Source organism: Helcobacillus massiliensis (genome assembly GCF_033106145.1).
Taxonomy (GTDB): Bacteria; Actinomycetota; Actinomycetes; order Actinomycetales; family Dermabacteraceae; genus Helcobacillus; species Helcobacillus massiliensis.
The window spans coordinates 1,834,097-1,846,235 of record NZ_CP136959.1; the positions used below are offsets into that span (position 1 = coordinate 1,834,097).

The window sequence follows — 12,139 nt, forward strand, 5'->3', positions numbered from 1 at the left end:
GTCAGTCGCTGATCTTCGTCTCCGTGCGGTCCCCGGTCCACTCCACGTGGAAGGACCCGTCGGCATCCACGCGGCGGTAGGTGTGCGCGCCGAAGAAGTCGCGCTGCGCCTGCACGAGCGCTGCCGGGAGGCGTTCGGAGCGGACCGCGTCGTAGTACGACAGGGTCGAGGTGAACACCGGCACCGGGAAGCCGTTCGCTGCGGCGTACGCGACGACGCGGCGCCACGCCGGGATGCAGGAGGCGATCTCACCGCGGAAGTACTCGTCCGCCAGCAGCAGGTGGAGGTCGGGGTTGCGCTTGTACGCCTCGGTGATGTGATTGAGGAAGCGGGCGCGGATGATGCAGCCGCCGCGCCAGATCTTCGCCATGTCGCCGAGGTTGATGTCCCACTCGTAGTGCTCGGCACCGGCCGCGATCTCATCGAAGCCCTGCGAGTAGGACACGAGCTTCGCGGCGTACAGCGCCTTCTGCAGGTCCTCGATGAACTGCTGACGGTCGCGGTCCTCCACGGTCTGGTCCTGGGTTTCGGCGGGCAGCACACCGATCGCGGCTTCGCGCTGCTTCACGGAGCCGGAGGTGGAGCGGGCGAAGGTCGCCTCCGCAATGCCGGTGACCGGAACGCCGAAGTCCAGGGCGGTCTGCACAGTCCAGGCGCCGGTGCCCTTCTGGGCGGCGCGGTCCTGCACGATGTCCACGAACGGCTTGCCGGTGACGTTGTCCTTGTGCTTCAGCACCTCAGCGGTGATCTCGATGAGGAAGGACTCCAGTTCGCCCTTGTTCCACTCCTCGAAGACCTCACCGATCTCGGGGGCGCTCATGCCGAGGGCCTTGTTCATCATGTCGTACGCCTCGGAGATGACCTGCATATCGGCGTATTCGATGCCATTGTGCACCATCTTCACGAAGTGGCCGGCACCGTCGGCCCCCACGTGGGTGCAGCAGGGGTCGCCGTCGACCTGCGCGGCGATCTTCTCGAACATCGGCCCCACCCGCTTGTACGACTCGACGGGGCCGCCGGGCATGATCGAGGGGCCGTTGAGGGCGCCCTCTTCACCGCCGGAGACGCCGGCGCCGACGAAGTGGAGGCCGCGCTCGCGGAGGTCGGCTTCGCGGCGGCGGGTGTCGGTGAACAGGGCGTTGCCGCAGTCCACGATGATGTCGCCCTCGTCCATGCGGGAGGCGAGCTCCTCGATGACGGCGTCGGTGGCTGCGCCGGCCTGCACCATGATGATCGCCACGCGCGGCTTCTGCAGGGAGGCCACGAAGTCGTCCATCGACTCCGAGGGGAGGAACTGGCCGTCCTCGCTGTGGTTCTCGATGACCTTCTCGGTGCGCCCCACGGACCGGTTGTGGATGGCGACCTTGAAGCCGTTGCGGGCGAGGTTGCGGGCGAGGTTCGAGCCCATCACCGCCATCCCGGTGACGCCGATATCGGCGGAGTTCGCGGGTGCCGGGTCGAAAGTGGCCATGGACGACTTCTCCTTCATAGGGGGTGGGGAGGCGCGTCGACGCGCTGCGCCGTCCAGTCTAGAAGACCGCCGCTTCGGTCCCTGGGGCCGAAGGGTACCCGGACCCGTCGGTGCGGCTTTCGGCCCGGTCCGTGCCACACTTCTCATGTGGAGCGCGCGCCCACGCGGGTGCGCGCGGCCCCTCATCACATCCCAGAACAGAAGGACACGCATGACGTCGCCGACCGACGACTCCCGCTCCACCTCCTCCGCCAACGGCGCCCCCGAGTGGGGCCAGTACCCGTCGGCCCCGCAGCAGCAGGGCGCTGCGCCCTCCTGGGCGGCCGACGGCGGCTCCTCCGCCCCGTCCGCTCCGTTCAGCGCCCCGCAGTCGGCGCCGCAGCCGGCCGCCGGCCCCTCAACCGGCCCCTCGGGCTACGGCACCGCCCCGATGAGCAGTTCCGATGACCTCGGTGCGAAGATCAGCCGCACGTTCTCCTGGATGGCGGATGCCTTCGGCCGCAACTGGGTGGCGTTCATCGTGCCGTCTCTGGTGTATTCGATCATTCCGGTCATCGGCGGCGTCATCCTGCTCTTCGGGATGGGCCTCGCGGGCGCCGTGTCGGCCGGCGCCTCCAGCTCCGACTCCGGCGGCGCGGTGTTCGGTGTCACCATGATCGTGTCCATGCTCGTGTTCATGGTGGCGATGTTCGCGGTTTCAGCGCTGTGGATGTCCGGCATGGCGAACGTGGCTGCGATGTCCGCACGCGGGGAGAAGGCGTCGGTCGCTCAGGGATTCGTGGGCACCCGCCTGCTCCTGCCCATCCTGCTGACCCTCGTGCTCGGCATGGTGTCCTGGATCATCCCGGTGATCGGCCCGATCGCCGTGGCTGTGCTGACCACGTTCGTGCTGCCGTTGGTGGCGCTGGAGGGTCTGTCCACCGGTGAGGCGTTCAGTCGCTCCGCGTCGCTGGTGATCGCGAACCTGGGCCTGGTGATCCTCGTGACCCTGATCCTGACGGTGGCGATGTCGATTCTGGCGTGGCTGATCCTGCCGGCGCTGGCGTCGGTCATCGCCGGTGTGCTGCTGCAGTTCGGTCTGTACGTGGTGGCGGTGGGCCGCGACCGTGAGGCACCCCGCCTCAGTTGATCGTTCTGGGGTGCACTCCTTCTAGACTGGCCGGGTGACTGCCACCGGCGCCCTGATCGTCCAGCCCGATAGGAGCATCCTGCTCGATGTCGGGCATCCGTCGGCCGATGAGGCCCGCGCGGCGATCGCGCCGTTCGCGGAGCTGGAGCGCACCCCCGAACACATCCACACCTATCGCCTCACGGATCTGGGGCTGTGGAACGCGCGCGCCGCGGGCTTCGACGCCGCCACGGTGGTCGATTCGCTCGCGGCGCATGCTCGCTTCCCGGTGGCGCACACGCTGCTGGAGAGCATTGCGGACACGATGGACCGCTACGGGCGGCTGCGCCTGCAGTCCTCGCCCATCCACGGGCTCATCCTGGAGGCCGCCGATCCCGAGTCGATGCAGAAGGTGCTGCGGTCGAAGCGCACCGATGGGATGCTCGGCGAACGCATCGATGACACCACCGTGGTGGTGCACCCCAGTGCCCGCGGCTCCCTGAAGCAGGCGCTGGTGCGGATCGGCCTGCCGGCGGAGGACTTCGCCGGGTTCATCGACGGCGAAGCCCACCCGATCGCGCTGACGGCGTCGGCTGAGCAGGGGGCCGACGGAGCCTCCGCGTGGCAGCTGCGGGACTATCAGCAGGAGGCGGTCGACGCGTTCGAGTCCGGCGGCTCGGGTGTGGTGGTCCTCCCGTGCGGTTCGGGGAAGACCGTGGTGGGCGCCGCCTCGATGGCGCGCACGGGCCGCACCACGCTGATCCTCGTGACGAACACGGTCTCGGCGCACCAGTGGAAGCGGGAGCTGCTGCGCCGCACCACGCTGAGAGAGGATGAGATCGGCGAGTATTCGGGACGGCGCAAGCAGATCCGTCCGGTCACGATCGCCACCTATCAGGTGCTGACGGCGAAGCGGAAGGGCGTGATGCCGCACCTGGAGCTGATGAGCGCCCGCGACTGGGGCCTGGTGCTGTACGACGAAGTGCATCTGCTGCCGGCGCCGGTGTTCCGTGTGACGGCGGACCTGCAGGCGCGTCGGCGGCTCGGGCTGACGGCGACTCTGGTGCGGGAGGACGGCCGGGAGTCCGACGTGTTCTCCCTGATCGGCCCGAAGCGGTTCGATGCGCCGTGGAAACGGCTCGAGTCGCAGGGATGGATCGCTCCTGCCGAGATGGTCGAGGTGCGGGTGGATATGCCTGCCGCGGATCTGCGGGTGCTGCGGTCCGAGGAGCCGGCGGTGCGGCATCGGATGGCTGCGGTGCATGCTGCGAAGGTGCCGGTGGTGCAGCGGATCGTGGATCGACATGCGGGAGAGCCGCTGCTGGTGATCGGGCAGTACGTGGATCAGTTGGAGGAGATCGCAGAGGCGATCGGTGCGCCGGTGATGACGGGCAGGACCGCACCTGCTCGCCGCGAGGAGCTGTTCGCACAGTTCCGGTCGGGTGAGGTCCCCCGCCTGGTGGTGTCGAAGATTGCGAACTTCTCGGTGGACCTGCCGGACGCGTCGGTAGCGGTGCAGGTCTCGGGAGCCTTCGGGTCGCGCCAGGAGGAGGCGCAGCGGCTGGGGAGGCTGCTGCGGCCGAAGCCCGACGGGCGGCGGGCGCACTTCTACTCCCTGGTCATGCGGGACACCGGCGAGGAGGAGTTCGCTCGTCATCGTCAGCGGTTCCTCTCCGAGCAGGGGTATGCGTACCGGATAGTTGATCATTCCGAGATAGAGGAGTCCGGCTGATCTAAGCTGGATGAGTCCGGCACGGAGGTCGCCTCTCTGCGCGCCTTCCCCCCTCCGACCCCTTCTGCGAGGTGCACTCTGATGTCCCGACCTGACGACGCCCGTTCCCAGTACGACCACGACGGCGCCATTGCCCGCGGTGAGGTTCACGCGCAGAACCGGACCGCGCCTGCGGCTGAGTCCGTCTCCGATCAGCCCGGCCACGCGGCCGGAGAGCCCCGCCCAGGCCGCGAGCCGGAAGTGCGCCAGGACAGCCCCGCGCGCCGGACACCCGATCCTGCCGCATTCGAGGCCGTTGAGGACACCCGCAACCCGCAGATGGCAGCGCGCCTGATCATCGGCCTGGCCGTGGGCGGAATCATTCTGGCGGCCCTGCTCGCCTTCGTCGTCCAGAACCCTGATGCCCAGTCCTTCGCGTTCCTGAGCTGGCACTTCACGCTCGCCAGCGGGGTCGCCATGCTGCTGGCGGCCGTGCTCGGCGGCCTGATCGTGGCGGCGATTGCGAGCATCCTCATGGCGCAGCAGGCGTGGCGCCTGCGCAAGATGCGCAAGTCGAACGAGCGGATGCGCTCGGCAATGCGCGAGGCCCAGCGGCTGTGAGCTGACCACCGCATCCACCAGACCAGAAGGCCTCCCCCGGCATGGGGGCGGCCCTCTGCATGTCGTGAAGGACGACAGTGGGTCGATGAGGTGCACAATGCCGGGTTTCCCCGTTTGTCCCAGCGTCCGGACAGTAACTATGAACACATGGGTCGACGGTACCCGGGCCCGGAAGATCGTCACAAACGCACAACATCCGACTTCGGTCCTCACCCTGACACTGTTATCACGCGCAAGTCTCAAACTTTTCGCACTGACCAACCGGGACAATGGTCCCCTCGCCGGCTGTTCGCCTGGTTACCACCTGGAAGCGTAGGGCTTAACCGACCGATCGCCCTGGTGACGAGGTCACGGTTTGGCTACCTTCGGTCTCGACGGGGCCTCCCTGTGTGATTCGGCGCATGCTCCCTTCGAAGAAGATGGAGTTTTCATGGTTTTTGACGCTTTCCGTAACCGGAGTGCCAACGCCGCGACTGCAGGTCGTACTCCCCTGATGCGACGTGCAGTTGCCGCAGCCGGCACTACTGCTCTCCTCGTGGGCACTTTCGGCGCAACCGCAACAGTTTCGGTTGCTGCACCGACCAGCCAGCAGGCCGCGGCTCTCGCACCGGCCGCCGCGCCGACTGACCAGCCCGGCAGCTCTCAGGCCAACGCCATCCCGGCCGACGCGCTCGCCAACGGCTACATCAAGAACGAAACCGATATGACGAACGCGAAGAACACCCTGTCGGGTCGTGCGTTCATCTCGGACAGGGGCACCCCGGCGACCACCGGGAACGAGCTCTCGGCTGTTCCGGAGGGCACCGAGGTCTACCTGCAGTGGATCGACAAGGACGGCGCCGTCTCCCCGTGGTACTCCGCGAAGACTTCGAACTCTCTGCCCGGCGATGACAGCGGCCAGGCCGGCAACGGCTCCTACGCGTTCGACCTGCGTAAGGGCTGGACCGACGCGAAGGGCAAGAAGCACACGTACAACGCCACCGACGGCCAGTACTACAAGCTGGTGATCCCGGACAGCACCAACCCGGCCACCGGCAACACCATCACCATGATGCGCCAGGCCGGCGGTTTCTTCCCCGGCTCGTTCGTCAACTCGGTGACCCACAGCAACCTGGGTCAGTTCCCGCTGATCGGCACGAACATGCAGCGCACCGGCGTCTTCATGACGGAGCAGGGCGGCACCTACATGCACCGCCCGCAGGCCGAGTGGATCACGGACTCCAAGGGTCCACTCTCGGCCCCTTGGACCGACTTGCAGGCAAAGAACTCGGTGTCCGGTCAGGTGTGGCTGGAGACCGGTGACGGTGACTACGCCAACTCGGCGACCGGCCCGAACAACAACACCAAGGATCCCGAGGCCGCTGGCTACACGGTTGTGATGTCGTCGCTGACCTCCGAGGGCGCTCAGGCCTACAAGGCTCAGGTGGAGTCCCTCGACAAGTCCCAGCGCGCCGCTGCCGCGGCCAAGCTGCTGAAGGCCCACCCGGAGTACATCTCCGCGACTGTGCAGGGCAAGACCAACGATCAGGGTCGCTACACGCTGCGCTTCCCGGACGGCAAGCTGAACGACCAGTACCTGTACATGCAGGTCTTCGATAAGCAGGGCGAGCTCGTCAACGGCTACTCCGGCTACACCTCCCCCGAGTTCCGCAAGCCGAATGCCAACGTGTCGTTCACCCCGCAGGCGGCCCCGGCACAGAACCTCGTGGCGAGGCCGATGTGGTACAACGTCAACTACGCCATCGTGGCTCGGACTGACGTTGACCTGCAGATCACCAACTACGACGTGACGGAGAACCCGGCTCGCCCGGGTGACACCGCCGAGCTCGACTTCACCGGTGTCATGCCGCCGCTCGCTTCCAAGATCGAGTGGGTTGACTCCAACGGCAAGATCGTCAAGACCTGCGACCCGGTGACCTCCGAGGCTGAGGCTGAGGCCTGCACCTTCCAGGTGCCCGCCGATGCTCCGGACGGCATGGTGTACACCGCTCGCCTCGTCTCCGGCGGCAACATCATCGCGGGCGACTCCTTCATCGTCGATCTGACTCCCATCACCGACAACCTGACCCCGGCCTACGAGGACACCACGGTCGAGGAGGGCAAGGGCGGCACCGTGCCGACCCCGACCTACACCGATGCCGATGGCAACCCGGCCACCGCACCTGAGGGCACCAAGTACGAGCCGAACGGCGACCTGCCCGACGGCTTCACCGTGAACGAGGACGGTTCCATCACCATCGACCCGTCCGTCCCGGCCGGTGACTACACCATCCCGGTGCTCGTCACCTACCCGGACGGCTCCACGGACACCGTCGATGCCAAGGTCACCGTGACCGAGGCTCCGGCTGAGAAGCCGGACTGGAACGATGACAAGGGCAAGCCGGGCGAGACCGTGACCATCCCGAACGAGGGTGGCGAGGTTCCGGACGGCTCCACCGTTGAGACCGACGGCCCCGGCAAGGGCCGCATCGATGACGAGGGCAACCTCGTTGTCGACATCAACGATGACGCCAAGCCCGGTGACAAGATCACCGTCGTGGTCAAGGACAAGGACGGCAACGTGATCGACGAGATCACGGTCACCGTCGGCGAAAAGCCCGCCGACAAGCCGGACTGGAACGACGACAAGGGCAACCCGGGCGACACCGTGACCATCCCGAACGAGGGTGGCCCGGTTCCGGACGGCACCACCGTTGAGACCGAAGGCCCCGGCAAGGGCCGCATCGATGACGAGGGCAACCTCGTTGTCGACATCAACGATGACGCCAAGCCCGGTGACAAGATCACCGTCGTGGTCAAGGACAAGGACGGCAACGTCATCGACACCATCACCGTCACCGTCGGCGAAAAGCCGGGTAACGGTGGAGATGGTGGCGACGGCGGCGACGGTGGAGACGGCGGCGACGGCGGCAACGGCGGCAACGGCGGAGACGGCGGCAACGGCGGCTCCGGTGGTAACGGCGGAGACGGCGGCAACGGTGGCGACGGCGGTAACGGCGGCACCACCCAGCCGGGCAACGGCGGCTCCGGTACGCCGGGCAACGGCGGCAGCAATGCCCCGAGCCAGGGCCAGGACCAGAGCCACGCTCCGAGCGGCGACCTGGCACGCACCGGTGCCCAGGTCGGCGGCCTCCTCGCGGCAGCTGCAGCGTTCGTCGCTGCGGGTACCGCCATGGTGACCCGCCGCCGCAAGGGCGACCGCTGATCCCAGCAGTGACAGCCGGTCACTGACCGGTTGACCAACAAGCGGGGCGCAGATCCACAGGGTCTGCGCCCCGCTTCGTCATGCCCGTCCATACCCCCACGCAGCCCGTATCTCACAGAGTGCATTCAGGCCCTTCTCACTTTGACGGCTCAGTATGGATTCATGACCACTGAGGCTGAACACGACTACGAGGCCAAGCTCCTCGTCGTCGACGACGAACCGAACATCCGCGACCTGCTCGCCACGTCCCTCCGCTTCGCGGGCTTCGACGTCCACGCCGCGTCCAACGGCTCCGAAGCCGTCCGCATCGCCACCGAAGAGGAACCGGACCTGATCGTCCTGGACGTCATGCTCCCGGACATGGACGGCTTCACCGTCACCCGCCGCCTTCGCGACAAGGGCCACCACTTCCCCATCCTGTTCCTCACCGCCCGCGATGAGACCAAGGACAAGGTCGCCGGCCTCACCGTCGGCGGCGACGACTACGTCACCAAGCCCTTCAGCCTGGAAGAGGTCGTGGCCCGCATTCGCGCCGTGCTGCGCCGCACCCACCTCGGTGTGTCCGAACCGTCCGAGAGCGCACTCGTCGTCGGCGACCTCCGGCTCGACGAGGACTCCCACGAAGTCACCCGCGCCGACTCCCCCATCGACCTCTCCCCCACCGAGTTCAAGCTCCTGCGCTACCTCATGCTGAACGCCGGCCGAGTCGTCTCCAAAGCGCAGATCCTCGACCACGTCTGGGACTACGACTGGTCCGGCGAAGTCGGCATCGTCGAGTCCTACATCTCCTACCTGCGCCGCAAGATCGACGTGGTGGGCGAACCCATGATCCACACCAAGCGAGGCATCGGATACGTTCTGCGTCCCGCAGACCCCCGTTCCTGACGTACGCTGACCCCCATGAAGCTCGGCACCATCCGCCCGGGTCAGCGCAGCAAGCGACCCGTGTCCCTCTGGACACGGGTCGTTACACTCATCGCGTCCGTCCTCGTCCTCGGCACTCTCGTCACCGGATCCCTGTCCCTGTTCCTGCTGAACCGGACCCTGATCCAATCCATCGACGAGGACCTGCGGCGCAGCGTCGGCCCCACCGTCTCCCTCGCCACCGCCACCATCAACGACCAGAACGCGGACCCGAACGAACTCGCATACGCGCCCGTCGACTTCGTGGTCGAGTTCCGCTCCGCCGACGGCGACCAGCAGCAGAAAGTGGTGCGCAACCGCACCAACCAGAACGCCGACATCCGCTTCCCACACCTCAGCCGTGACGAAGTGCAGGCGCTGAACCGAGAACCGTTCACCGTGCTCGACAGTGAGCAGCAGCGGTGGCGAGTGCTCGCCATCGCCTCCGACCAGCCCGACGGATACTCCGCGTTCGTCGCGCTGCCGATGGTGTCCGTGGACTCCACCATGAACGAAATGGCGCTGATCATCGTGCTGGTCGGCACCTCCGTGGTCCTGACCGGTGTGGGCATCGGCGGGTGGGTGTCGCACCGTGCACTGGAGCCGCTGCGGGACGTGGAGTCCACAGCACGCGAAATCGCCGCCGGCAGCCTGTCGCGCCGCGTGCCCGTCTCCACCACCAGCCAGGAAGTGCACACCCTCGCCGTGGTGCTGAACGAAATGCTGGTGCGCCTCGAAGGATCGTTCCAGGCGCAGGCGAAGTCCGAATCGAAGGCGATCTCCTCCGAATCGAAGATGCGGCGGTTCGTGGGCGATGCCTCCCATGAGCTGCGCACCCCGCTGGCGGCAATCCGCGGCTTCGGCGAGCTGTACCGCATGGGCGCCCTGCGCTCCGATGACGACGTCGCCTCCGCCATGAAGCGGATCGAAGACGAAGCGCAGCGCATGGGCTCCCTCGTGGAGAATCTGCTGCGCCTCGCCCGCCTCGACGAACAGCAGACGTTCGACCTGCTGCCGATGGACATCACTCCGCTCATCCACGACGCCACCCAGGACCTCCGCGCCCTCGACCCCACCCGCGACGTCCAGATCACCGACCTCACCGGGGCGCCCCTCGACATTGAGGAGATCCAACCGACGGGTGTCCTCGGTGACGAAGCCGGGCTGCGCCAGGTGATCCTCAACCTCGTAGGCAACACGAACCGCCACACCCCCAAGGGCACCCCCGTGGAGATCGCCCTCGGCCACAACCGCAAAGGCAATGTGCTGCTGGAGGTCCGCGACCACGGTGACGGGATCCCGCAGGAGGCCCGCGAGCGCGTCTTCGAACGGTTCTTCCGCACCGACGAGTCACGCCAGCGGCAGTCCGAGCAGGGCGGCGGCGCCGGCCTCGGCCTTGCGATCGCAGCGACGATCATGGAGCACCACCACGGCATGATCTCCATCCACCAGACCGACGGCGGCGGCGCCACGTTCCGTGTCGAGATCCCGTCGGCCGACCTCGACGACGACGGCGCCTCTCCCGCCGACAGCGGCGACTCCACCGGGTCCGCCTGACCCGGCACGGGCGGGTCACTGATCAGGCCAGTCGACCGCCTGCCCGATGAACCGGTCCCGTCCCCGTGTTCGGGCGAGCTCATTCAAACGAGCGAGGAGTGCGTGTGCGGCGCGGCGGCCCGCGTCATCATGCGCCTGGATCCGCGGTGATGCGAGCGCGCTGCTGCCCTCATCGCGGGTGAGGCGGAACGCCCCCGCGAGAGCGGGCATCGGGTCCACATGGCCGCGCATGCCCCAGATGAAGTCCCGCGGCACCCGGTCACCCGTGCCCGCATCGAGGCCGAGCGCCGCGGCATCGGCGAGGGTGCGCTCGCGCCTCGCACCCGCGCGCGCATGAGCGGGGACGCGCAGCCCCGAATCGATGAGGCGGCGCGTCAGCTCCCGCGAATCCACGAAGCGCACCCCGGTCTGCTCCAGGCGGTCGCGGGCATCGACCGGCCAGTCGTAGTGGTCGAGGTCGAACGACCGCGGGAACAGGCCGGCACGCTCCGCTGCGTCATGCAGTTCGTCCAGGGACGCGTCGGAGACGAGATGGCCCCACCAGGTGCCGTGCTTCGGCCAGCGGGGAGTGTCCGCGAACACTGCCATGGTGCGGTCCCGTCGGCCCCGGTCAGCCCAGCGGCGCCAACTGGTGCAGGCGCAGCGTGGGTTCGCCGTCGCCGCTGCTCTCCCACACCGCGGTGCCTCGCATGGCCGTGCCGCCGGTGGCGGTGACCTCGAAGGTGAGGAGGGTGGCGGTGCCGACCTGCTCCTCGATGACGTCGGTGATGGTCGGGTCGGTGCCGAGGGTGTCGGTGAGGTGCGCGTCCCAGGCGTCGGCGGTGAGGACGCTGCCGTCCGTACCCAGCAGGATCGCGGCCGGGTGCACGGCGGCGACGCGCTGCCCGGCGCTGCGCGGAGTGACCAGCATGCGCTGAGCGCCGCGGACATCCACCGTGGTGAAGCAGGCGTCCGCGGGGGCGTCGGGGTCGTCGGTGAACGCTGAGAACAGGTCAGCAGGAGCGGCATCCGTCGGCCCGCCGGCGGGGGCGGCCGACGGATGCGGAGCGCCGACGGGCGCAGCGGTTGCGGTGGGCACTGCGCTGGGCAGGCCCGGGCCCTCCTTCACGGCGGTGCGCTTCTGGATCGCGGTGGCGGCGCCGTTCGCGCGGGCATCCGCCGCTTCGTTCAGGCGGTGCCCCGAATGTCCCTTCACCCACTCGAACTGCACATCGCGGCCCTGCATCGCGGCGTCGAGGGCGCGCATGATCTCCACGTTCTTCACCGGTTTGCCGTCGGCCTTCTTCCAGCCCTTCCGCTTCCAGCCCGGCATCCACGTCGTGATCGAATCGATCACGTACTTCGAATCGCACAGCACCCGCAGCGGCTCCTCAGCGCGGCCCGCATCCGCGGTCGCCTCCAGCAGGCGCAGCACCGCTGTCAGCTCACCGATGTTGTTCGTGCCGTGGTCGATGCCGCCCGCCGCCCAGGCGGAGTCGTCGATGTACCAGGCCCATCCGGTGGGTCCGGGGTTGCCGAGTGCGGATCCGTCCGCCGCCGCGATGATGCTCATAGCTTCCTACA

9 protein-coding genes are annotated in these 12,139 nt (G+C 67.9%); 6 read left to right on the forward strand and 3 right to left on the reverse strand.

What is annotated here, in order from left to right:
• Position 1: 1 nt before the first annotated feature.
• Positions 2–1,471: an NADP-dependent phosphogluconate dehydrogenase gene (gndA, locus tag R3I40_RS08525; protein WP_239373837.1), complete on the reverse strand. Its 1,470-nt coding sequence runs from the start codon at positions 1,469–1,471 to the stop codon at positions 2–4.
• Positions 1,472–1,682: 211 nt separating this feature from the next.
• Between gndA and R3I40_RS08530 the strand changes: the two genes are divergently transcribed.
• The 6 genes from R3I40_RS08530 to R3I40_RS08555 all read left to right on the forward strand — a co-directional run bounded on the left by R3I40_RS08530 (position 1,683) and on the right by R3I40_RS08555 (position 10,576).
• Entirely contained in the window at positions 1,683–2,600 is a 918-nt protein-coding gene (locus R3I40_RS08530) for a hypothetical protein (RefSeq protein ID WP_285261751.1), read from the forward strand.
• Positions 2,601–2,634: 34 nt separating this feature from the next.
• Positions 2,635–4,311, forward strand: a complete 1,677-nt coding sequence (locus R3I40_RS08535) for a DNA repair helicase XPB (protein ID WP_285261750.1) — start codon at positions 2,635–2,637, stop codon at positions 4,309–4,311.
• An 81-nt stretch (positions 4,312–4,392) separates the two neighbouring features.
• The gene (locus R3I40_RS08540) at positions 4,393–4,911 is read left to right on the forward strand and encodes a LapA family protein (RefSeq protein WP_259923295.1); all 519 of its coding nucleotides are present in this window, start codon (positions 4,393–4,395) and stop codon (positions 4,909–4,911) included.
• A gap of 493 nt (positions 4,912–5,404) precedes the next feature.
• Entirely contained in the window at positions 5,405–8,116 is a 2,712-nt protein-coding gene (locus tag R3I40_RS08545; protein WP_317699946.1) for a YPDG domain-containing protein, read from the forward strand.
• A gap of 162 nt (positions 8,117–8,278) precedes the next feature.
• On the forward strand, positions 8,279–9,001 hold the full coding sequence (locus R3I40_RS08550) for a response regulator transcription factor (RefSeq protein WP_183377254.1): 723 nt from the start codon (positions 8,279–8,281) through the stop codon (positions 8,999–9,001).
• A 15-nt stretch (positions 9,002–9,016) separates the two neighbouring features.
• Complete coding sequence (locus R3I40_RS08555) at positions 9,017–10,576, forward strand: sensor histidine kinase (protein ID WP_285262230.1); 1,560 nt, start codon at positions 9,017–9,019, stop codon at positions 10,574–10,576.
• 15 nt (positions 10,577–10,591) lie between these two features.
• Here the strand turns inward: R3I40_RS08555 and R3I40_RS08560 are convergent, their stop codons facing one another.
• Both R3I40_RS08560 and R3I40_RS08565 read right to left on the reverse strand, forming a co-directional pair.
• Positions 10,592–11,164 (reverse strand): DUF4031 domain-containing protein, encoded by a 573-nt coding sequence (locus R3I40_RS08560; protein ID WP_239373848.1) that lies wholly within the window; start codon positions 11,162–11,164, stop codon positions 10,592–10,594.
• Positions 11,165–11,186: 22 nt separating this feature from the next.
• Entirely contained in the window at positions 11,187–12,128 is a 942-nt protein-coding gene (locus R3I40_RS08565; protein ID WP_285262229.1) for a ribonuclease H family protein, read from the reverse strand.
• Positions 12,129–12,139 lie beyond the last annotated feature (11 nt).

Excerpts from the sequence above, each read along its gene's own strand:
- gndA (WP_239373837.1), bottom strand. The coding sequence starts at position 1,471 with ATGGCCACTTTCGACCCGGCACCCGCGAACTCCGCCGATATCGGCGTC.
- R3I40_RS08530 (WP_285261751.1), top strand. The coding sequence starts at position 1,683 with ATGACGTCGCCGACCGACGACTCCCGCTCCACCTCCTCCGCCAACGGC.
- R3I40_RS08540 (WP_259923295.1), top strand. The coding sequence starts at position 4,393 with ATGTCCCGACCTGACGACGCCCGTTCCCAGTACGACCACGACGGCGCC.
- R3I40_RS08545 (WP_317699946.1), top strand. The coding sequence starts at position 5,405 with ATGCGACGTGCAGTTGCCGCAGCCGGCACTACTGCTCTCCTCGTGGGC.
- R3I40_RS08550 (WP_183377254.1), top strand. The coding sequence starts at position 8,279 with ATGACCACTGAGGCTGAACACGACTACGAGGCCAAGCTCCTCGTCGTC.
- R3I40_RS08555 (WP_285262230.1), top strand. The coding sequence starts at position 9,017 with ATGAAGCTCGGCACCATCCGCCCGGGTCAGCGCAGCAAGCGACCCGTG.
- R3I40_RS08560 (WP_239373848.1), bottom strand. The coding sequence starts at position 11,164 with ATGGCAGTGTTCGCGGACACTCCCCGCTGGCCGAAGCACGGCACCTGG.
- R3I40_RS08565 (WP_285262229.1), bottom strand. The coding sequence starts at position 12,128 with ATGAGCATCATCGCGGCGGCGGACGGATCCGCACTCGGCAACCCCGGA.